This is a genomic window from Candidatus Propionivibrio aalborgensis, assembly GCF_900089945.1.
GTDB classification, from domain to species: domain Bacteria; phylum Pseudomonadota; class Gammaproteobacteria; order Burkholderiales; family Rhodocyclaceae; genus Propionivibrio; species Propionivibrio aalborgensis.
Genome location: NZ_FLQY01000072.1, coordinates 1 through 22,159, shown reverse-complemented (window position 1 = coordinate 22,159; position 22,159 = coordinate 1). Strand labels below are relative to the sequence as shown.

Annotated in this window: 16 protein-coding genes; 13 read left to right on the top strand and 3 right to left on the bottom strand. The window is 54.9% G+C overall.

The window, feature by feature from the left end; genetic code table 11:
- Both pth (PROAA_RS04845) and pth (PROAA_RS04840) read left to right on the top strand, forming a co-directional pair.
- A partial coding sequence (pth, locus tag PROAA_RS04845) for an aminoacyl-tRNA hydrolase (RefSeq protein WP_186410259.1) occupies positions 1-570 on the top strand: 570 nt, incomplete at its 5' end.
- A gap of 13 nt (positions 571-583) precedes the next feature.
- On the top strand, positions 584-2,476 hold the full coding sequence (gene pth / locus PROAA_RS04840) for an aminoacyl-tRNA hydrolase (RefSeq protein WP_222102105.1): 1,893 nt from the start codon (positions 584-586) through the stop codon (positions 2,474-2,476).
- 91 nt (positions 2,477-2,567) lie between these two features.
- On the opposite strand, the gene PROAA_RS04835 is transcribed toward pth (PROAA_RS04840), so the two are convergent.
- Genes PROAA_RS04835 through PROAA_RS04825 form a run of 3 tightly spaced genes read right to left on the bottom strand, consistent with a single transcriptional unit; the run spans position 2,568 to position 4,531 of the window.
- Positions 2,568-3,422, bottom strand: a complete 855-nt coding sequence (locus PROAA_RS04835) for a hydrolase 1, exosortase A system-associated (RefSeq protein WP_186410257.1) — start codon at positions 3,420-3,422, stop codon at positions 2,568-2,570.
- The gene (locus PROAA_RS04830; RefSeq protein WP_186410256.1) at positions 3,419-4,267 is read right to left on the bottom strand and encodes a hydrolase 2, exosortase A system-associated; all 849 of its coding nucleotides are present in this window, start codon (positions 4,265-4,267) and stop codon (positions 3,419-3,421) included. Before PROAA_RS04830 ends, PROAA_RS04835 begins: the two co-directional genes overlap by 4 nt.
- Before the next feature lie 12 nt (positions 4,268-4,279).
- Entirely contained in the window at positions 4,280-4,531 is a 252-nt protein-coding gene (locus tag PROAA_RS04825; protein ID WP_186410255.1) for an acyl carrier protein, read from the bottom strand.
- Positions 4,532-4,746: 215 nt separating this feature from the next.
- Here PROAA_RS04825 and PROAA_RS04820 point away from each other — a divergent pair, with 215 nt between their 5' ends.
- The 11 genes from PROAA_RS04820 to PROAA_RS04770 all read left to right on the top strand — a co-directional run bounded on the left by PROAA_RS04820 (position 4,747) and on the right by PROAA_RS04770 (position 22,075).
- Positions 4,747-6,348: an acyl-CoA ligase (AMP-forming), exosortase A system-associated gene (locus tag PROAA_RS04820; RefSeq protein ID WP_186410254.1), complete on the top strand. Its 1,602-nt coding sequence runs from the start codon at positions 4,747-4,749 to the stop codon at positions 6,346-6,348.
- 23 nt (positions 6,349-6,371) lie between these two features.
- Entirely contained in the window at positions 6,372-7,628 is a 1,257-nt protein-coding gene (locus tag PROAA_RS04815) for a pyridoxal-dependent decarboxylase, exosortase A system-associated (RefSeq protein WP_186410253.1), read from the top strand.
- A gap of 30 nt (positions 7,629-7,658) precedes the next feature.
- Positions 7,659-8,867 (top strand): DegT/DnrJ/EryC1/StrS family aminotransferase, encoded by a 1,209-nt coding sequence (locus tag PROAA_RS04810; RefSeq protein WP_186410252.1) that lies wholly within the window; start codon positions 7,659-7,661, stop codon positions 8,865-8,867.
- Entirely contained in the window at positions 8,864-12,187 is a 3,324-nt protein-coding gene (locus PROAA_RS04805) for a GNAT family N-acetyltransferase (RefSeq protein WP_186410251.1), read from the top strand. The genes PROAA_RS04810 and PROAA_RS04805 overlap by 4 nt, the downstream gene beginning before the upstream one ends.
- A 6-nt stretch (positions 12,188-12,193) precedes the next feature.
- Positions 12,194-13,438, top strand: coding sequence for a glycosyltransferase (locus PROAA_RS04800; protein ID WP_186410250.1), 1,245 nt, complete (start codon positions 12,194-12,196; stop codon positions 13,436-13,438).
- On the top strand, positions 13,416-15,929 hold the full coding sequence (locus PROAA_RS04795; protein ID WP_186410249.1) for a hypothetical protein: 2,514 nt from the start codon (positions 13,416-13,418) through the stop codon (positions 15,927-15,929). The genes PROAA_RS04800 and PROAA_RS04795 overlap by 23 nt, the downstream gene beginning before the upstream one ends.
- Before the next feature lie 44 nt (positions 15,930-15,973).
- The gene (locus PROAA_RS04790; RefSeq protein WP_245664166.1) at positions 15,974-17,074 is read left to right on the top strand and encodes a right-handed parallel beta-helix repeat-containing protein; all 1,101 of its coding nucleotides are present in this window, start codon (positions 15,974-15,976) and stop codon (positions 17,072-17,074) included.
- 100 nt (positions 17,075-17,174) lie between these two features.
- A complete protein-coding gene (locus PROAA_RS04785) occupies positions 17,175-17,909 on the top strand; it encodes a class I SAM-dependent methyltransferase (RefSeq protein WP_186410247.1) in 735 nt (244 codons plus the stop codon).
- Between the two features lie 15 nt (positions 17,910-17,924).
- Complete coding sequence (locus tag PROAA_RS04780) at positions 17,925-18,845, top strand: glycosyltransferase family 2 protein (protein WP_186410246.1); 921 nt, start codon at positions 17,925-17,927, stop codon at positions 18,843-18,845.
- Positions 18,846-18,894: 49 nt separating this feature from the next.
- Entirely contained in the window at positions 18,895-20,568 is a 1,674-nt protein-coding gene (locus PROAA_RS04775; protein ID WP_186410245.1) for an asparagine synthetase B family protein, read from the top strand.
- Positions 20,569-20,713: 145 nt separating this feature from the next.
- Positions 20,714-22,075 (top strand): lipopolysaccharide biosynthesis protein, encoded by a 1,362-nt coding sequence (locus tag PROAA_RS04770; protein WP_281182239.1) that lies wholly within the window; start codon positions 20,714-20,716, stop codon positions 22,073-22,075.
- Positions 22,076-22,159 lie beyond the last annotated feature (84 nt).

The following is a 22,159-nucleotide window of genomic DNA, read 5'->3' as shown; positions in this document are numbered from 1 at the left end:
CCATCTGGTCCGCATATTCTTGAACCCGAACTACAGGTGATCGTCGGTCTTGGCAACCCCGAAGCCAGGTATGCCAACACACCACATAACATTGGCTATGAGGTGGTGGACCGACTGGCGGCCTCCTTTGAACTGATTTGGGATGCGACACCCGAAGCCTGGATTGCACGCGGATCATCGAAGGGGCGTGCGGTCTGTCTGATCAAGATCAGAATGCCCATGAACGCTACCGGTGCCGGGCTGAAACAGCTTTCGGAAAGCATGGCGTTTGGCTCTGAGCAATGCATTCTGGTATTCGACGATCTTGACCTGCCGCTCGGTGCAGTGAAAACCCGCATAAACGGTGGTGCCGGTGGGCATCGTGGGGTCGCCTCAATTCTGGAGGCGTTTCAAACCGACGCCATCCAGCGGGTCAAGGTCGGCGTGGGGAAGGCGGGGGAAAAACTCGATCGCATAAGCTATGTTCTGACGGCTTTTGATGACGATAGCCGCGCCACCATTGACCAGTCGATTTTGACTGCCGAGGCGCGCGTACTCGAATTGTTGGAACTCCAGTCCAAAAGAAAATGACGAACTAATGCGTATGACTCCATTCGGTATTCTCGCCCGCTTGTCCGGGGCTCTGCTTTGGCGGGTTCGCCGACTGACGGGCGACGATCTGGTCGATCGCGCCATCGTCGGAATTGCCCCGCACTGGCGGCGATTTCTCAAGAAGCCGGTTTTCATCGGGGTTACCGGCAGTGTCGGCAAGACCACAACCAAGGAACTCCTGCTCGGCATGCTCGGCCGCAGCGGTCGTGGTGTAGGCACGATCGGGTCATTGAACAACATCGATGCTACGGCACAGGCCATGATGCGCCTGCGGCCCAGTGACACTTTCTTCGCGGCCGAACTGAGCGAAAACAAGCCGGGGGTGATGGATGAACAAGTCGCCCTGCTGCAACCCGGCGTAGGAATCGTCACCATTGTTGGCTTCGACCACTGGAGCGCTTTTGAGTCGCGCGAGGCCATCGCCGCAGAAATGGGCAAGCTCATCACCGCGCTCCCGGCCACCGGCACCGCCGTCCTCAATGCCGACGACGAACTGGTCCTTGCCATGGCGGCAAAATCCGTTGCCGGGGTCATCACCTACGGTCTTTCAGCCAAGGCTGAACTGCGCGCCGAAGAGATCAGTTCGGTCTGGCCGGAGCGTCTGCAGATGACGCTGGTACGCGGTTCTGAACGCGTAAGACTGCGCACTCAATTGTGTGGAACGCACTGGGTTCCTTCCGTGCTGGGGGCCATAGGCGGCGGACTGGCCACAGGCCTTTCGCTCGAAGCGTGTGCCGCCGGAATTGCCAGCGTAGCCCCCTTTGTCGGTCGGATGCAACCTGTAGATACGCCTGAGGGAGTGACCTTCATCCGGGACGACTATAAAGCCCCCTTGTGGACGGCTGAGACCTGCTTCGAATTCATCGCAACGGCACGGGCCAGGCGGAAAATTATCGTCATCGGCTCGCTTTCGGACTGTGGCGCCGGCGCACCCGAAAAGTATATCAAGGTGGCGAAGCGGGCGCAGGAGATTGCCGACTTGACGATCTTCGTCGGTCCCTGGGCTTCACAAGTTCTGAAGGCACGCAAAGCCGGAGCAGAAGACGCATTGCGCGCATTCAGGAATGTCCGCAATGCCGTCGAGTACCTGAATTCAATCACCCGCGAAGGCGATCTGGTCCTGCTCAAGGGCACCAACAAACAGGATCATCTACTGCGCTTCATCATGGCGCGCACCGGTGATATCGCCTGCTGGCGCGACGATTGCGAGCGCATGGGCTTCTGTAACGAATGCCCTGACCGGAAAAATCCGTCCGGCTTGCCTGCATTCGGAGCCGGTGCGTCACCTGCAGACCTCGATCCGCAGGAAACGCCACACTGCCTGCGTCCCATTGAAGCTGGCGAACAGTTAATCATCGGGCTGGGCAACCCTGAAGCGAAGTATGCTGAAACACCGCATAACGTCGGCCATAGGCTCGTCGATCATTTCGCTGTTTCCGCTGGATTGAACTGGGACGGAACTCCCGGAGCCTGGATCGCACGCGGAGCATTCCAAAGCCATCAAGTATGCTTGGTCAAGATAAAAATGGCGATGAATCTGATAGGCGGCGGGCTGAAACGGCTGGCTGAACAGATGGCCATTGAACCGGAACAATGCATTCTCGTCTTCGATGATCTCGACATGCCGCTGGGCTCAGTCCGCAGCCGCCAGAGCGGTGGCGCGGGAGGACATCGTGGCGTAGCATCGATTCTCGAGGCCTTCCAAAGCGATGCCTTCCGGCGGGTGAAGATCGGCGTAGATCAGGAGGGGGCGAAACTCAATCGCGTTGACTATGTCCTTACACCATTTTCCGCGGTGAGTCGCGATGTCGTCGAGCAAGCACTGCAAACCGCAGAGACGCATGTCCTCAAACTGCTTACAGCTCGGCCTAAAAAAGTGCCTTGACCTGATCAGAAAGACAGCAAGGCTGATTGCTGCATCCCCAACATGACGTTTTGCTCAACGTCGTTCGGCACGGCTTCTCGCGGCGATTAATTCAGATTTCCAGCCTTTTTAGCCAGTCAAGCGTGGCATTCTCGACGCTGGATCGCTGTGCTTGAGACGAGAAAGTATGGTCAGCGTCGGGAATATCGACCCGGCTCATGCCGTCTGTGCTTAGCAAACCCGCCCATGCGGCGTTTGCACCGGCATACTCCAGAAACTCCTTGGCCGTATAATCCTGCCCGCTCGATATCAGCAGCACTTTTCCCTGAAAATGCCGCAATCCATCGGCCATGCGATCCTGAAATGAGCGGAATTCACTCTTGGCGCCAACGCCCGACTTGCGGGCCTTGAGCGCATCGCGTATCAAGCCGCGAGCCGATTCCAGGAGTCGCATCTTCCCGCTCAGCAACTTGACCCAGAATTCCCTTTGCAGCAAGCGCTGGCCGTAATAATGCTTGATATGTGTTTGAGCTAAACTGGCTTCGGAACGGACCCAGGGGTTAAGCAAGACCAAGCCGGCAATCCTAAAATCGCCGGTAGCCTGCACATACAGAAGTGCGGCTGAAGCCGCATCACACAGCCCCCAAAGGACGACGCGTCTGGCTGACGAACAGGTCTGCTGAAAGACCGCGGTCGCTGCCTCAATGTCATCGGCAACATTATCGAAGTCGCGCATTGCGCCACCGCTGTCGCCCATGCCACGAAAATCGAAACGCATCGACGGATAGCCTTCGCTCGCCAGCCGACGCGACAACAGCAGAAATTGCCGATGGCTGCCTACGCGGTACTGCGGGCCACCGACGATAATCAGTACGCCACAATCTTGCGGTATTTCAGGTTTGGCAATGATACCCAGCAGTTCTTCGCCGCCAGCGGAGAAAACGAAAGCTTCTTCGGTGAAGTTCATGCAGGCGCATCTTCCATCATGGCCTGCGTGCTGGCCTCAAGCAGTGCCGGACACTCGGTAATCTCGGTGGTTTGCCAGAATGACGGGCCGCAAACCACTCGACCTCGCGCGTGCAGCCCTGCCGATTGCCACTTCTCAAGCCTAGTGGTGGCCAGAGGCGACATACTTGCCGTTGCATCAACACCTTCTTCTCGTTTGGCCGACAACTCGACCCATTCGATTCTGGTCGTTTGCTCAGCGGGTGAAAGCTCTGCCTTCTCCAGACCGTCCGCCAGTCCGAACGAAAGCCGATAACCTGCAATCTCGACCGATTGGCCTTGCGCCAGTTGCCCACGCATGCGCTCCATCAACTTCTTGGGATCGCCACCCTGCATTTCACTGGCCAGCTTCAAACGCAGAAACTGCTGCAGAAACTGCTTGCCAGAAACCACCGGTTGCCACAACAGCAAGCTGCTTGGTCGATCGATTCGGACAGCGGCCGCACTGGCCAGCAGACCGCCAGTGCGCAAACCCCATAACCAGAGCTCGGCATCACTGTGCTGTTGCAGCCAATTGCAGGCCAGACAGACATCCTCGATCCAGCCCTCCCAGGTCGCATCACCAAAATCACCCGAGCTATCGCCACAGCCCTGCAGATCGATCTGCAGCACGGCATAGCCCACGCCAGCCAAGGCCCTTGCCAGCAACGCCGCCATCCGCCGCGACTTGTTCATTTCCTCGGCAAACGGATGAACGTACACGACCGCACCGCGCCAGGCAGTCTGGGGGTCAGGTTTGTGGAACAAGCAAAACCGTTGGCTTGATGCGTTCGACGGTGTCGGCAAATAGAAGGCGTCAAGCGTCATATATCATTTGCTTCAGGCGGCCAGCTTGACCTCGACAAAGTCCACCAGTGTGCCGACCGAAGCAAATGCGGCGCCGTCGATTTCATCGTCGTCGACCATGAATCCGAAGCGATCTTCGAGCATGGTGATAAGCGCTACCACAGCCATCGAGTCCAACTCGGGAATGGCGCCAAGCAGTGGGGTTTCGAGGGTAAACCCGTCTGACCGGCCCTTGAGGCTCAACACCTCATCGAGAATCGACAACACCGCTTTCTTGATATCCACAAAACCTCCTCGTTTACGCAGCACGCATGCCATCAAAATTTCAGGCCATGATTATACCGGCAGAAACCTGCTGGCACTTCGCGGCACCCGGCGGGCGTTGATCGGCAGCGCGATTCTAACTGCCCTGAATTCGCCGTCAGCGGAACAATTTCACGATGCGCTGCCGCACTATTCGCTAAAATTGCCCACTGACCCGACACGCCAATTCCTTGACGATGACCAACTCCTTTCTGCTCCCCGATCTGATCAACCATTCCGCCGCGCGCAATCCACAGGCCATTGCGCTCACTTACGGCAAGCAGTCGATGACATACGGCGAGTTGCACAGCTCAATTGAGGCATTCGTCAGCGGTATGCGCGCACTCGACCTGCTGCGCGGCGAACGTATTGCCATCTACCTCGAAAAGCGTTTTGAAACCGTCATCGCGAGTTTTGGCGCGACGGCGGCCGGATGCGTATTCGTTCCGCTCAATCCCTTGCTCAAGCCCGAACAGGTCGCTTACATCATGCGCGACTGCAATGTATGCGCGCTGATCACCTCGATTGAACGGTTGCCACTGCTGAACCCGATACTGGAAACCTGTCACGATTTGCGTCATATCGTGCTGGTCAATGCGGAAACATTGCCGCCCGACAGCGGCCCGGTTGCGCATCTGCCCTGGAACGACCTGCTGAGCACGCCGCAGCGCGCCGGACACCGGGTCATCGATACGGACATGGCCGCCATCCTGTACACGTCGGGAAGCACCGGAAAACCCAAGGGCGTGGTGCTTTCGCATCGCAACATGGTCGCCGGCGCCAAGAGCGTAGCGAGCTACCTGGAAAACTCGGCCGATGACACCCTGCTTGCCGCCCTGCCGCTGTCCTTCGATGCCGGCTTCAGCCAGCTCACCACGGCCTTCCACGTCGGCGCTCGTGTCGTCCTGCTCAACTACCTGATGCCACGCGACGTTCTCAAAGCCCTCGAACGCGAGCGGGTTACCGGCCTGACCGCGGTACCGCCGCTGTTCATTCAACTTACGCAACTTGAGTGGCCTACCGGCATCACGGAGCATCTGCGTTATTTCGCCAATACCGGCGGACGCATGCCGCGCGAGACGCTGGCCGCGCTGCGCGCGCGCCTGCCGATGACAAAGCCGTATCTGATGTATGGCCTGACCGAAGCCTTCCGCTCAACCTATCTGCCGCCCGACGAAGTCGATCGCCGGCCTGACTCGATCGGCAAGGCGATCCCCAACGCCGAGATCCTCGTCCTGCGCGACGATGGTTCGCTGTGCGCGCCCAATGAGCCCGGCGAGCTGGTGCATCGTGGCGCGCTGGTCGGCATGGGCTACTGGAACGATCACGAAAAAACCGCCGAACGCTACAAGCCGCTGCCACCCGGAGCGCCGGGACGAGAAGCCGGGCTGGTGCTACCGGAGCTGGCCGTCTTTTCCGGCGACACGGTGCGCCGGGATGAAGAGGGATTCCTCTACTTCATCGGCCGCCGTGACGAAATGATGAAAACGTCGGGCTATCGGGTCAGCCCCACCGAGGTCGAGGAAGTGCTCTATGCCACACGACTGGTCGGTGAATGCGTCGCCTTCGGTGTCGATCACGACATGCTTGGGCAGGCTATCCAGGTCATCGCCACGCCAGTAGACGGCGGCAAGCTTGATACTGCAGCGCTGCTCGCCGAATGTCGTAAACTGATGCCGGCCTACATGGTACCGGCGCACATCGACGTCAGGGATGGCCCCTTGCCGCGCAATCCGAATGGCAAGATTGACCGCAAAGCATTATCAACCGAATGGAACGATCGGCAGAGCGCTTCATAAGCTCTCGCCTCCAGGAATCCTCTATGTCAGTCAACGAACGCCAAACCCCAATGCATGCGCCGATGGCTCAGTTCCCCGTCAGTGATGGCGAACTTGTCGTCGGCGGAATCCCCCTCACCCGCCTCGCCGGGCGCGTCGGACAAACACCGTTTTATGCCTACGACCGGAAACTGCTTGCCGATCGCGTAACACAACTGCGCGCTGCGATGCCGGCTTCGATCAAGTTGCATTATGCGATGAAAGCCAACCCGATGCCGGCCCTGGTGTGCCACATGGCCGGCCTCGTCGACGGCATTGATGTGGCCTCTGGCGGCGAATTGAAGATTGCCCTCGACAGCGGTACAAATCCAAGAGACATCAGCTTTGCCGGCCCCGGAAAAAGTCGCAAGGAGCTTCGGCAGGCTGTTGCAGCCGGCATATTGATCAATGTCGAGTCCTTTCGCGAAGTCGCTGAGCTGGCTGACATCCAACAGGACGCGAATGGCAGCGCGGGCCACAAGGCGCGCGTTGCGGCCCGCGTCAATCCCGATTTCGAGTTGAAAAGCTCGGGTATGAAGATGGGCGGCGGTCCCAAGCAGTTCGGAGTCGACGCCGAGCAGGTGCCCGAACTACTGGCTGAAATCGGCCGAGCCGGATTGACGTTCGAAGGTTTCCATCTGTTTGCCGGCTCGCAAAATCTGAAAGCCGAAGCGATCGTCGAAGCCCAGTGCAAGAGTTTCGACTTGGCACTGCGTCTGGCGCAAGCTGCGCCCTCGCCGGTCCGTTTTCTCAATCTCGGCGGTGGCTTCGGCATCCCCTACTTCCCCGGTGAAGCGCATCTGGATTTGGGGCCGATCGGCGCCAATCTTGCCACCCTGGCCGAACGTGCCAACCGTGAACTGCCCGAAGCCGAACTGGTCATCGAGCTGGGACGTTACCTTGTCGGCGAAGCCGGCATCTACGTTGCTGAGGTGCTCGACCGCAAGGTTTCGCGCGGGCAGGTCTTTCTCGTGACCAACGGCGGCTTGCACCACCACCTTTCGGCTTCAGGAAATTTTGGCCAGGTGATCCGCAAAAACCACCCGGTCGTCGTCGGCAACAAAATGGGCTGTGAACCGCACGAAAACGCCTCGGTCGTCGGTGCGCTATGCACCCCGCTTGACTTGCTGGCCGACCGGATGGACCTCGCGGTGGCTCAAGCCGGCGATCTGATCGTCATTTACCAGTCTGGCGCCTATGGTTACACCGCGAGTCCCCAGGCCTTTCTCGGCCATGCAGCATGCATTGAGATTCTCGTGTGAACCCACTGTCAGCATTCTGAACGTTTAGCCTTGAAATTGGAACTTGCCCAATTCGACCCAGAACCCTGCGGTTTCCCGAAACCGCGAGTATCTCATCTGCCCGACAAACCCGATATTTCTTTGTCCGGCAAGTGGCCTCCGGAATTATTAGGGCGTTGCATTCCCGGAAATTATCGCCACTTCACTCGTGGCCGCTATGCCTTGGGGGAAGCCTACAGAATTACCGGTGTTGGTCGTAATGGAGCTCTTCTCGCTCCGGCGTACCACTGCGTAACCATGCTCGACCCGGCCATTGCGCTGCATGCGGATATCCTGCTATACCCGTTACATCACGATTTGTCACCCGACTTGACCAAGCTGGATGAACTGCTCGTTGCGCACGGCAAACCGGTCAAGGCGTTGCTAGCCACGCATTACTTTGGCCTAGCAAAGGATTTCACTGAATTGAAGCTTTGGTGTGACACACACCGAATCGCGTTCATCGAAGACTGTTCGCATACGTTGTTCACCGAGACCTTTCAGGCACCCGGTACTGGAGTCCTTGGCCGTTTTGTGGCAGCAAGCCCTTACAAGTTTTTCGCCTGTGCAGATGGCGGATTGCTTTATTCGCCCGACCCTCGGCCACTCGACACAGTGACTACCAAATCAGCAGGCGTGATACAAGAGCTTCGTGGCCTAAAACGAACACTCGAGAAATACCGATCAACTGGCCCCACCGCAGCTGACATCGGCTTGATCGACACGCAGCTTGCCGAGTTGGGTACGCAACCGCTGGTCGCCGGAAGAGAGCTATCAACAGCGTATGCAAGACCCTCGCCACAATATTCCGCCGCCGAATCCGGAACAGCCTCGTTGTTTGGTTCCCGGTGTATCGTTAAGCTGTCTTCCATTTGCGACAATGGGAAACGTCGGCGGGGCAACTACCAGCACTGGGCCGATGCCGTGGCGGAGCTGCCGAATTGCCATGCGCTGTTTCCCGATCTGCCTGAGAACAGTTTTCCGTACATGTTTCCCCTACATATAGCCTTCCCTTACCCGCATTTTTATCGGCTGAAACATTTGGGGGTTCCGGTCTGGCGCTGGGACGAAATGGCCGTCTCAGATTGTGCGGTCGCGCATAACTACCGACTTCACCTTCTCCATCTACCGTGCCATCAGGCACTGACCAAAATACAGATGCAGTGGATGATCACAGTCCTGGCGAAAACCCTTCGTCTCCCTTGGCGAAGTGAACGATGATGGGCTGGGAATTCCATCAAGCAAAAACAGCATTCCCAAAGTTTTCAGAAGACTGGGATCGCCTGAATAAGCAACTCTACGCCGGCCACCCATTGTATGACAGTCGCTTTGTTGGCCCGATGCTTGAGTTTTTCGCGTCTGGAAGAGAACAGCTTTGTATTCATCGTTCTGATGGCCTTGTAACCGGCGCCTTGATTCTGCAAGCGGACGGCATGGGGCGTTGGTCAAGCTTCAAGCCATCACAATCCCAAGCAACCGCACTGCTGCTTGACGATGCACGTGTACTGAAAACGCTGCTTGATGCGCTTCCTGGCTTTGCCTGGTCACTCGAGCTTTACGCCATCGACCCGCGCTATTCACCCGATTTCTCACGAAATGGATTAGTCAATCTCGTTTTTCCTCATACAAACACGATCGGAGTTAACCCGCACACTAGTTTTACTGAATACTGGAATAAACGCTCAAGAAATCTGAGAGCCAATGTTCGACGATATCTCAACCGTGTCGAAACCGAATTCAGTAAGCCAGTCCTCTCCAAATCTATTGGCTCCGCTGAAATGAGCGCTGGAGTCGGTCGGTTTGGCGAACTCGAATCGGCTGGATGGAAAGGTAAGGCTGGGACGGCCATCTCAATCGACAATGAGCAAGGCGCTTTCTATTCCGAGGTTCTTCGCCTCTTTGCGCTTTCGGATCAAGCAGCCGTTTATGAATTGCGCATTGGTGATCAGCTAGCCGCTTCACGCCTGGCAATTGTCAATGATCGGATGTTCGTCATTCTGAAGACGACGTACGACGAAACACTGGCTCGTTTTGCCCCGGGTCGAATATTGCTTCAGCGCATTATCCAGGAACAGCTGGACTTGCAAACCGCTAAGACCATCGAATTTTATACCAATACCACACGCGACCAGAAAGAGTGGGCCACTTTCGGCTGCACCATTCTGAATATCCAGATATTCAGAAACAATTCATTTGGCACCGCTTTCTCGTTACTCAAAATATTGCGGCAAACTCTGCGCAGCTCGAGGTCGCTGACTAATCCAGCCGACATGACCCTCGGCGAACCGGTCGAAGTCAAAACTTTCTTGCACGTCAAGGATTTCTCCCATGGGCAATACAATCTTGATGAATTCGTCGCAAAGGACAACATCGAAACCTCTATCGACTGGTTCGATCTCATGCAACAACAGGTTTATCCTGACGATCCTGGGGTGCGTTATTACTTTTCTTCTGACGACAAGCACCCCCTGATCATCCTTCCGCTAAGACTGTCGACTCAGGGAAAAGTTAAAGCTATCGAGTCGCTAGGAAACTATTACACCTCTCTCTATTCACCCCTACTGAGTAAAGACAGCGATCTGCTGGCTATCCGTCATTTACTCACCACTGCCACACTTGACCACGGTGGCGCGCACGTCATGCGCTTTGCGCCGATGGACCCAGAATCCCTCGCATTCATGGGAATATTGAACGGGTTACGCGCCATCGGCTGGATTCCTTTCGAATTCTTCTGTTTTGGCAATTGGTATCTCAAGGTAAGGGACGACTGGGAAGGCTACCTCAGAAGGCGAAGTAGCAACCTGCGTAGCAGCATCAAGCGACGAGGCAAAGAATTCGCTGCAGAAGGCGGAACCCTAGAAATAGTGACAAGCCCTGAAGGCATTGAACCGGCCATTGCCGCATTTCATGAAGTGTATATGGCCAGCTGGAAAGTTCCAGAGCCCTATGCCGACTTTGTCCCGTCATTGATCCACCGCCTTGCCTCCATCGGTATGCTTCGCCTCGGAATAGCCCACCTGCGCGGAAGACCGGTCGCTGCCCAGATATGGATTGTCGGACAGGAAAAAGCGAGCATCTACAAAGTCGCGTACCACAAGGCATTCGCTTCATTTTCACCAGGCACAGTTCTGACCAGTCACTTGATGCAGCACGTTATCGATCGCGACCACGTCAAGGAAGTGGACTTTTTGATTGGCGATGACGAATACAAGCCGTTCTGGATGACCGATCGACGCGAGCGGTGGGGTATTGTCGCCTACAACCCTCGTACACTGCTTGGCTCTACATTGCTCGTGAAAGAAATTTCCGGGCGCATTGCAAAGAAGCTGATGGAAATAACTAAACAATATGCATTGAAACTACAACAATCCAGAACTAAACCAGCAGTTCCAGGGACTGATGTTCGGACCAAGAATATCCGATTTCACACGGCACAGCGAGAACAAGCAATGAATTGGACGTTACACCCGATCAAGCAATTCGCCGAGTATGCCAATCAGTGGGACGCGCTTGCCCAGTCCCGTCCGGGCACGCCGTTCCTCGAAACTGCGTTCCTGCAACCTAGTGTGGTCACCTTTGGTGCCGGCAATGAATTGTTGTGCCTACTCCATTCAAAAGACCGCCTTCGTGCAGCAGTCATCATGCAAAGGGGGAAGAAAGGTATATGGCAGACTTTTCAGCCTTCACAGCTTCCGCTTGGCGCATGGATTTCGGACGGCAAAGTTGATCTCGTTGCTGCTTGCAATGAGCTTATGGATCAACTGCCGGGCTGTACTTTGGGTATCGGCGCCAGTCAGCTCGACCCTCGCATTCAAGTCCGACCAGACAATGGCCCCAAGGTACGGACTCAAGACTACATCCAGACTGCCTGGGTAGACGTTGACGGCAGTTTTGAAGCGTACTGGGAGGCGCGTGGGAAGAATCTTAAGCAAAACACGCGAAAACAGCGTAACAAACTGCTGGCAGAAGGTATCGAAATAAGGATGGAATGCGTTACCGGGCCAGAAGATGTCAAGAAAGCAATTGAAGACTATGGGTCGCTCGAAAGCACTGGTTGGAAGGCGGCTGACGGAACGGCGATCCTATCAGACAACGCCCAGGGGCATTTCTATCAAATTATGCTTGAAAATTTCTGCGCGTTGGGGCGAGGGCGAATCTACCGCTACTGGTTCGGTGAAAAGATCGTAGCGATGGATCTTTGCATTCATGATCACGCCGCTATCGTGATTCTGAAAACAGCTTATGACGAATCTTACAAAACCACTTCGCCCTCAACGCTGATGCGCCACGATCAATTCCAGCAGCTTTTTGCAGAGCACAAGTTCCCGCGTATCGAGTTCTATGGCAAGGTCATGGAATGGCACACCCGCTGGACAACGCAAAGCCGCACCATCTTTCACGTCACGCTTTACCGTTGGGCTTGGCTGAAGCGTTTGCACGCGTGGCTGGCTGCATCGACCAAAGAATCCACCCAGGAAATTCCGCCCTCTGACCAAGGCAACGCAACGCGAATGACCACGAACTCCTCATCAGCCAACTAAGAAGCCATGAAGCGCCTCTTGATGATTGCCTACCACTTCCCTCCGCTGGCTGGTAGCAGCGGAATTCAGCGCACCTTGCGCTTCGTACAACATCTACCAAAATTCGGCTGGGAACCCATGGTACTCAGCGCTCATCCACGCGCCTATGAGCGCACCAGCGATGATCTCATGGCCGACATTCCCGAAGGTGCCATCGTGCGAAGAGCCTTTGCACTCGATACCGCACGCCATCTTTCCATTGCCGGCCGCTATATCGGCGCCATGGCACGCCCTGACCGTTGGGTAAGCTGGAAAATCGGTGCTGTCCATGAGGGCATGCGGATGATCCGGCAATTTAGGCCACAAGCGATTTGGTCCACCTACCCTATCGCAACAGCGCACCTGATTGGCGCCGAGCTACAGAAGCGAAGCGGGCTGCCCTGGATCGCCGACTTTCGCGATCCGATGGTGCAAGACGGATACCCTGCCGACCCACTCGTTTGGCAAAGCTACAAAACGATAGAAGAACGAACATTTTCGTCAGCCCGATACGCCACATTTACCACACCCAGCGCAGCCCGGACATACCAGCTACGTTTTCCGAGTGCCGCAAAGCGAGTGGTGGTTCTTGAAAATGGCTATGACGAAGAGACATTCTCCACCGTTGAGAATGCTGGCGCACAGAAGCAGAGAATCCATCCGGGAGCAGTAACCCTGCTACACAGTGGAATTGTCTACCCGGAAGAGAGAGACCCGACACAATTTTTTGAAGCGCTCGGTCAGCTAAAAGCTGAAGGAAAGATTCAGGCCGGCTCACTAAAAATTCGCTTCCGCGCTTCCGTACATGATGACTTGCTCAACTCACTCGCAAGCAAGTATGGCATCGCCGAGTTGATCGATTGCCAGCCACCGATCCCATACAAAGAGGCGCTCGCTGAAATGATGAACGTAGACGGATTGCTGGTCATGCAGGCATCGAACTGCAATGAACAAATTCCGGCAAAGATATACGAGTATCTGCGGGCAAACCGCCCAATTTTAGCCTTGACTGACCCGCTGGGCGATACCGCCGCTACGCTGCGTCATGCGGGCGTTGGCGATATCGTGCGTCTTGATTCGGCATCAGACATAGTTGAAGCCTTACCCGCATTTGTGGACGCGATCAGGCGCTCAAAGTGTACTTTGCCGCTTCCGCAGATCGTCGAACAGGCCTCACGAGAAGGACGAGCTGCGCAATTGGCAACACTGCTTGATTCGGCATTGTCGAAATGACCTTGGAGAAACCAGCCATTTCGTTTTCGCATTGGCCTTTTGTTTGAAAGCGGAAAACATGTTGAGCCGCGTCATAAATCTCCTTGTCGCACTAACTGCAATCACCTTAGGGGGTTTTCTCGCATTGAACTACCCCGTTGGGACGCTCTTGCCGATTAGCGGTTTCGTAGCCATTGCAGTGATCTCGTTTTATCAGCCCAGCCTCTTTCTGATCATTATTCCCGCAATATTGCCGGTGTCCGGGTTCGCACCCTGGACGGGCTGGATTAGCTTCGAGGAGCTCGATTTGCTGGTCCTGGCCACAGCAACGGGTGGGTATGCCAGATTCGCCTTCGATGGAAAGCTGGACGCTAGCCAGCGCACATCGTCATTATTGCTACTACTGTCAATCCTGATGTCCGTATCGATTCTGATATCGATGACGCGCGGCTTTGCTGACGCGGGTGGATTCGTTTTTGGCTGGTTCCAAGGCTACGATGGTCCGATGAACAGCGTGCGCATTGGCAAGAGTTTTTTCCTGGCACTACTGCTCATCCCGCTGATTGCTCGACTACAAAATACGCTCGGCACCATTACGAGCCGTAAATTGGGCTTGGGCATCGCCATCGGGCTAGGCACCGCTTCGATAGCCGCGTTATGGGAACGCTTGGCGTTTACCGGTCTGCTCGATTTTTCAAGCGATTATCGGTCGACCGCGCTGTTTTGGGAGATGCATGTCGGCGGTGCAGCTCTGGATGGATGGTTGCTGCTCACCATTCCGTTTTCCATCTGGGCGCTGCGAAATTCCCGAAGTACCTTTCAATTTGTGCTTTCACTCTGCCTGGTAGGGCTTGCCGCGTATGCTTCTCTAACGACATTTTCGCGAGGGGTCTATCTTGCCCTGATGGTGGCCTTGCCATTGCTCGCCTGGCAAACGCGCAGTCAATTGAAACCCGTTGAAATCCATCAAGAATCACTGACGTGGGGATTTTTTCATTGGATGATTGCCCTAGTTTTGCTGGGCACAATGGCTGGTCTTGTTTTCCCGACAGGAGGCTATCGCGGATTATTGGCGTTGTTTGGGCTTATTGCCATTTCGCTATCAATGCCCCAGGTGCTACGGAAAATATCGCTTGCACAATTTTGTTCTTCCTGTTTGACCGGTTTGTTTTTAGGAGCCCTTCTGGTTGTCTTGTCCAATTTTTTGCCAAAAGGCCCGTACGTCCTTTACACATTCCTTTTTATGCTGACGTTCCCAGCACTGTATTGGCCAAGAATATGGGCGATTGCATCAAGCCCGGCAATTACTATGGCCAGCTTTGTTGGCCTAATGCTCTCTGCAGCAAACGTCGCGGGGTATTGGGGAGGGGTCGAGGCATTACCCGGAGCGTTTGGGGCTCTGACCTTGATGTTCTTGATATTGGTCTGGGCGGCTTTTTCCAAACGGCCACTATGGCCGAATGATCTCCGTTGGCAAGGTGGTTTGCTAACCACTGCCGTTGCAGTCAGTGGATTGATTTCCGTATTCGGTGGCGGAGCCTACATGGGAGACAGGTTCTCCACATCGAGCAGCGATCTCGACGGTCGTCTGCTGCATTGGAGACAAGCGGTTGCCATGCTGCAGACATCAGCGGATATCACTTTTGGCAAAGGCTTGGGAAGGTTTCCGGCAAATTATTATTTTGCTATCCCAACCGGGGCATTCCCGGGTACCTATCAAATCAAGGAACAAAATGGAAATTCTTGGCTTTCACTTGTTGCTCCACGGCATCCAATCAGCTTCGGCGACGTCTTCAGGATTTCTCAGCGATTAAGTTTTAGTGCGAAAGGTCCATTTGTGGTTGATCTCAAAGTCAAGACCAACGCTGCCACGGCAATTCATGTGGAGGTTTGTGAAAAACAACTGCTTTACCCGGGAGGGTGTGTAGTTGGGAGTGTGACTGTCAAGGCGACAAATGCGGAGTGGCAACCTGTACATATACGACTGGCAGGTGCGGAATTAAGTGGCGGACCGTGGTACGCACCGCGATTAAAGATGTTTTCTTTGGGGATTTTGAACAAGAGCGGGGCTGCTACTCTTGATGATGTGGTGCTGACTACTGATCGTGGTGCCAATTTACTGCGGAACGGTGAGTTCACTAACGAAATGCAGCATTGGTTCTTTACCAGTGACCGAGACCACATGCCTTGGCACGCAAAGAATTTGCTCGTCAACATTTTGTTTGATCAGGGAATGGCAGGGTTGGGGCTTTTCCTGCTGCTCACAGTGTGTGCGCTGTGGCGATTGAACCTGGGGAGCGCAAGAGAACACGAGATATCCCCCTACTTGACGGCCGCTATCATTGGATTCCTTGTGGTTGGACTTTTCGATAGCCTGACGGACGTGCCGAGGCTGGCATTTCTTTACTACCTGGTGATCCTGTACGCGCTGTCTCTCGGCACGCTCGGCAAACGTCGAAAGAGGATGCATTCAAAAAAGCGAGCGCCTGCGGCTCAAGTGGTCCAGCAATGAACCGAAGTACCTGCATAGCCCTGTGCCTCGCTTTGTGCGCAATATTGCCAACACTATCAAGCGCCCGTGTTATTCGCGTCGGACCAGACGGCGATGTGCAGAAAATATCCGAGGCAGCACGATTGGCCAAGGATGGCGATATCGTCGAGATCGCATCAGGTGAGTGGCGCGGTGATGTCGCACTATGGGGACAGAAACAGTTGACAATCCGCGGAGTGGGTGGGCGCCCGATCCTGATCGCGGACGGGAAAAGTGCGGAGGGCAAAGCAATCTGGGTGATTCGTAATGGCGACTTCATGATCGACAACATCGAGTTCAGAGGGGCCCGCGTCGCCGATGGAAATGGCGCCGGTATTCGATTCGAGGGCGGAAAGTTGTTGGTGAGGAACTGCGTATTTCTGGACAACCAGAACGGGATACTTACCAGCAACAACGAAAAGGCTGAGCTGACTATCGAAAGCAGCCTTTTTGCTGAAGCACCAAAGCAAGGTCACTTACTACACCTGCTCTACGCCGGCCACATCGCCTCGCTAAAAATATCCGGCAGCCGTTTTCACTCCGGCCAAAATGCTCATTTGATCAAGTCTCGCGCGCGCAAGACCGATATTCGCTACAGCCTTATCCTTGACGGCCCAACGGGTACGGCGTCCTACGAAGTTGACTTGCCCAATGGGGGTCAAGCGACGCTTATCGGCAACGTGATCGGGCAAAGTGTGGCTACTTCCAACCCGGTGCTGGTTGCTTATGGCGCCGAAGGCAACGCCTGGCCATCCAGCTCTCTGGTGCTATCACACAACACCTTCATCAGCGACGGGTTCAAGCCGGCCTGGTTTATCCGCGCGTGGCCCAAACAGCTACCAGCGGGATTTCGGGTACACACATTCAACAACCTGATCTCCGGCATTGGACTCTTTGATTACGGCCTTCCTGGGATCCATCAAGGCAACTACCCCGTGTGGAGCAGCGCTTTCGCCGGGAAGGATGTCCTGAACTTTCGGCTCAACAGCCTTTCCTGGCTACGGGGAATCGTCGGACGACCTTCTATCGAAGGGCTGGATATCGGACCGACTGCTGAATTTTCCTTGCCTATCGGCTCCACTGAAAGGTCAATGCCGGAAAAATTGATGCCGGGCGCCTTTCAATAGTGATTAGTAATCCACTCTTCGATCATTCCCGCAAAACCAGACTGTGAAATAATTCAGCGCAGTTGCCTTCAAATAATCCAAAAACCACCGGAAAGATATGATGGAAAACACTTCCGATCAAGTACCACTAAAAGATCAGCGTGCTTACTACGATAATTACTGGCGCACCCACAAATTAGGGCTAATCCCAGACGAGGTTACACGACTAGCTGAGATTTTTCATGCCGTGGCGCTGATACTTCCAAATTTCAAAACCCGTGAAATACGGATATGTGATTTGGGCTGTGGGCGTGGATGGATTTCCGCGGAGCTGTCGAAGTTTGGGACGGTAACAGCTGTCGATTTATCTCCTCAGGCGATTCAGTCGGCTAGCGAACGTTGGCCGCAAGTTGACTTTCAATCTACGGACATATTGACATGGCGACCAGACGACAGTTTTGACTTAGTAGTAACTTCTGAAGTAATTGAACATGTGCCGGATCACAAGCTCTTCGCCGACACTGTTCGCCATTTGTTGCGAAACGGGGGCTACCTAATCCTTACAACGCCTAATGGCAAGGTAAAAAGGGCATGGGATGCTATAAATGGGGGCAGCCAAATTATTGAGAACTGGCTTAAACCTGCTGAACTTCGCCAGCTTTTTTCGTCATTTGAAATTCTTAGACACAAAGTATTTATCCTCGACTTCTCCTATGTTGGCATCTTTAGGATTACAAGTGCGCCAAAGTTATTACGGTTAATAAATTTGGCAGGAATTGGTAAAGTTTATGATCTTATACGCGATTGGCTACGATTGGGTCTCTACCAAATACTGGTAGCTCGTTTTGAGAAATAACTGAGTATTTTGGAAATGCCTGACGTCACAACGATCATTCCAACCATGGCTGAAGAAAAACGACGCCATTCGCTATTGCGAGCTATCGAAAGCATCATCGCGGCATCAGTCGACCCGGTGCAGATCCTTGTGGTCGTCAATGGAAGCCGCCGCTCACCAGAAGTTCTCGGCAAGCTTCGGGAGCTTGACAGCGTAAGTATCTTGTCGCTTGAAACAGGTTCTTTGCCTTTAGCCATACTTGCGGGAAGGCGCGCAGTTCAGACGCCTTATTTCTGTTTTCTGGACGATGATGACGAATATCTTCCCCATGCTATCGATTTGCGTTTAGCGCCAATGCGTTCGAATGAGAAACTTGATTTCGTTGTCTCGAATGGCTACCGGTGTATCGCCGGAAACGATATGGTGTGCTTTAGCGAGTTAGATCATGCAGCGTCGTCTCCTTTTCAAACGCTATTCAAAGAAAACTGGCTTGCATCATGTGGTTCATTGTTCCGCACGGATCGAGTTGGCGCGGAGTATTTTGAAGACCCGCATGCACTCATTGAATGGACATGGCTGGCGTTCAAGCTATGCATGGATAAAAAAACTATCGGTGTCGTCGATGCACCGACATTCCGGATACATGACACGCCTGATTCAGCCTCAAAGTCCACAGATTACTCCGCTGCCATGCATCCTCTCTATCAAAGAATGCTAGCGAGCCAGCCTCCTCGTCATATAGTCTCGACTATTCGTAGGCGCATCGGTTCCCTGCTGCATTCGGAGGCAGATTCCTTTAGGAAGCAAGGGAAGTTTCTTGACGCATGGGGAGCACACCTCAGATCTCTGTGTTACCCAGGGGGATGGCGCTACTTGGCGTTCTCACGGCATCTGCTCTCCATTAAACGGCAAGATTCTTGGCAAACGACCCGCAATCAAGGTGACGCGAATAAGTGACCCTTTACCTGCATCCCTCGCAACCACGACACCCTACAACGAAAATATCATGAACCGGATTCAGGTAACGACCTCAGGTCAACTCCCAATCGTAGAGCCCATCCAGGAAATCTCTAGCGGAAACGACAACGCTGGCCCATGGCTCGCTTCGTTTGCCCGGCATGGAGTAAATGCACCATCCACAGTTAGAGGTGAGTTTTCTGTTGCGATAGAGTGGCCAGATGGCAAGACTTTCTGCGCTGTCGACCGGTTTGCAATCCGCTCACTTTGCTACCGGGTTACCGGTGGGCGGCTCGAGGTCGCCGAACGCGCTGACGATCTTGCGGGAAGCGATACCGAACTTGACCCGCAGGCACTCTACGACTATCTCTACTTCCACATGATCCCGGCACCGCGTACCGTGTTCAAGGGCATCTATCGCTTACCAGCGGGCCATTACGCTCTGTTTGAAAATGGTCAGCTCACCGTTGCGCCATGGTGGAGGCCCCACTTTGTTGAAAACCAACGCGCCCCAGTCGCCGAATTGAAATCCGAGTTCCGCCAAATCTTGCGCGATTCAGTGACCGATCAACTCGACGGTCAAACGACTGGCTGTTTTCTCAGCGGCGGCACCGATAGCTCAACCGTAGCAGGCCTGCTGCGTGAGGTCACAGGGCAACCCGCCAAGGCTTTTTCCATCGGCTTCGAGGCGGCAGGTTACGACGAGATGGAATACGCACGCATCGCGGCCCGCCACTTCGGCGCTGAACACCACGAGTACTACGTCACGCCGAACGACCTTGTGCGCAGCATCCCCGATGTGGCGGCATCCTACGACCAGCCGTTCGGCAATTCGTCGGTCGTTCCAGCCTATTACTGCGCCAAGGCGGCCCGCGAGGCAGGTGTTACCCGCATCCTCGCCGGCGACGGCGGCGACGAACTCTTCGGTGGCAACACCCGCTACGCGAAACAGCGCGTATTCAACGCCTACGACAACATCCCAAGCGCGCTGCGCCGTGGGATTCTTGAACCACTGCTCACCGCCACCGCCCTGCCGGGGAAAATACCGGGAATCAAGAAAGCGGTCAGTTACATCGAACAGGCCCGTGTTCCGATGCCGGACCGGATGCAGATGTATAACCTGCTTGGCCGCCTCGGCCTGTCCGAGGTTCTTACTTCCGAGTTTCTCTCGCAGCTCAACCCGGACGACACGCTGCGGCAACAGCGGGAAACCTATGCATCGGGAGACGGTCGCGCACTGGTCAACCGCATGCTCTGGTACGACTGGAAGTACACTCTGGCCGACAACGATCTGCCCAAGGTCATCGGAGCCAACAAGTTGGCCGATCTCCCTGTCGGCTTCCCGCTCCTGGACAACCGCCTTGTCGATTTCTCTCTGCGCCTCGATCCGGAACTCAAACTCAAGGGGCTTACGCTGCGTTGGTTTTTCAAGGAGTCACTCAAGGATTTCCTGCCGCGTGAAATCATTACCAAGAAGAAACATGGATTCGGCCTGCCGTTCGGGGTTTGGGCGGTCGAGCACCCGGCGTTGCGTGCGCTGGCGATGGATTCTCTCGATTCATTACGTAGCCGTGGGATTGTGCGTGCCGAGTTTCTGGACCGGCTGATCAAGGAATATCTGCCGCAACATCCCGGTTATTACGGGGAACTGGTCTGGATATTGATGATGCTGGCGCAATGGCTGCAGTCCCGAACCGCGCTGACGCCAACGGTAAAAAAATAGTGATGGTTCGGAATCGGCCGCCATTGGTCGCCACGGCAAGCTGTTCGTTCTGAAATAGGGAAGCACCTTCGTGTCGACCAGAAAAGCCCTCGCTTTATCGTTCCTGGATCGCTATTCCGGACTCGTCCTTCACACCGCATCGGCAATGGTGGTCGCCCGGCTGTTGACGCCTTCGGAGATCGGCGTCTACTCGGTCACGATGGTCCTTCTCGGCTTTGTTGCCACCTTCCGCGATCTCGGTGCGGGACAGTATCTGGTTCAGCAGAAGGAATTGACTCCGGAACGCATAAGAGCCACCTGGAGCGTACAGCTTGGCCTGGGCCTTTTCATCGCCTTGCTCATTCTTGCTTCGGCAATACCTGCCGCGACGTTTTACAACGAGCCAAGAATGCTCGATATCATGCTGGTGCTCGCCTTGAATTTCGCGATTACTCCTTTTCTCGCCTTCCCTTACGCCTGGCTGGCGAGAGACATGCGTTTTGGCACGATTGCAATCATCCGCTTTGTCGGTTCGGTCGTTCATGCCGGCGCCTCGATCGGCTTGGCCTGGTCGGGTCACGGCCCGATCAGCCTGGCATGGGCGAACGCCTTGACAACCCTTTCCGGCATCCTGGCAGTGTGGCTGATAGCACGCCCAAGTATGCATTGGAAACCGACGTTAAAAGGGATTGCGGAGGTTGTATCGTTTGGCGGGAAACTGACCCTGAACTCACTCATGAACACGCTTGCGATGGGGGCCCCAGAACTCTTTCTCGGCAAGCTACAGACTATGAGCGCAGCCGGACAATTCAGTCGCGCTTTGGGACTGGTGACCATGTTTCAGCGTCTGGTAATGGATGCGGTGAATGCGGTGGCTTTACCTTATTTTGCCAAGCAATTCCGTGAATCGAGAGATTTCGCCGACTCCTTTATTGTTGCGATGGAGCTGGTAACGGGATTGGGCTGGGCGTTCTTTTCCGGCATTTGTGTTCTGGCCTACCCGGCTATCCACATCCTGTATGGCGATCAATGGGGCGATGCGGTCAATCCAACCCGTTGGCTTGCCTTAGCCTACGCGATCGGTATTCCTTCCGCGGTCTGCTACACGCCTTTGATAGCCATTGGTGCAGCAACCGATACATTGAAGATTACCGTGGTGGCTACCTTACTGTACGTGGCGGCAACCTTTGCCGGAGCCGCCCTGGACCTTGTTTCCCTGAGCCAACTGTTGGTGGTTGCTGCGTCCATCTCCGTTTGCCTCTGGCTGCGAATGGCCAAAAAGCGCATCGGTTTTCCCCTTAAGGCACTATTTCACTGCTGGCTGAAGAGTTTGTGGTTGGCGATCGGCGCGATAGCCGTTCCAATGGCCACTATGATGCAAATGGGATGGCGCTCCCCGGACGTACTGACCACGACATGTATTTCGGTTCCTGGCGGGGCGATCGGATTCCTGCTTGCCGCCTATGTGACCAAGCATCAAGTCTGGAACGAGATCAGCAAAGTGATTTATAGGCGGGGGCCGACTTAAGCCATTGCCTACGTCACGAAAACTAGTCAAGTCCGAAATCTGCTGTAAATATTCTTCGATCCGATCAATGACGAATGGTTTCAG

What these genes read in the sequence shown, in the direction of transcription:
- pth (WP_222102105.1), top strand. Translation starts at nt 584, where the DNA reads ATGACTCCATTCGGTATTCTCGCCCGCTTGTCCGGGGCTCTGCTTTGG.
- PROAA_RS04835 (WP_186410257.1), bottom strand. Translation starts at nt 3,422, where the DNA reads ATGAACTTCACCGAAGAAGCTTTCGTTTTCTCCGCTGGCGGCGAAGAA.
- PROAA_RS04830 (WP_186410256.1), bottom strand. Translation starts at nt 4,267, where the DNA reads ATGACGCTTGACGCCTTCTATTTGCCGACACCGTCGAACGCATCAAGC.
- PROAA_RS04820 (WP_186410254.1), top strand. Translation starts at nt 4,747, where the DNA reads ATGACCAACTCCTTTCTGCTCCCCGATCTGATCAACCATTCCGCCGCG.
- PROAA_RS04815 (WP_186410253.1), top strand. Translation starts at nt 6,372, where the DNA reads ATGTCAGTCAACGAACGCCAAACCCCAATGCATGCGCCGATGGCTCAG.
- PROAA_RS04805 (WP_186410251.1), top strand. Translation starts at nt 8,864, where the DNA reads ATGATGGGCTGGGAATTCCATCAAGCAAAAACAGCATTCCCAAAGTTT.
- PROAA_RS04800 (WP_186410250.1), top strand. Translation starts at nt 12,194, where the DNA reads ATGAAGCGCCTCTTGATGATTGCCTACCACTTCCCTCCGCTGGCTGGT.
- PROAA_RS04785 (WP_186410247.1), top strand. Translation starts at nt 17,175, where the DNA reads ATGGAAAACACTTCCGATCAAGTACCACTAAAAGATCAGCGTGCTTAC.
- PROAA_RS04780 (WP_186410246.1), top strand. Translation starts at nt 17,925, where the DNA reads ATGCCTGACGTCACAACGATCATTCCAACCATGGCTGAAGAAAAACGA.
- PROAA_RS04775 (WP_186410245.1), top strand. Translation starts at nt 18,895, where the DNA reads ATGAACCGGATTCAGGTAACGACCTCAGGTCAACTCCCAATCGTAGAG.
- PROAA_RS04770 (WP_281182239.1), top strand. Translation starts at nt 20,714, where the DNA reads ATGGTGGTCGCCCGGCTGTTGACGCCTTCGGAGATCGGCGTCTACTCG.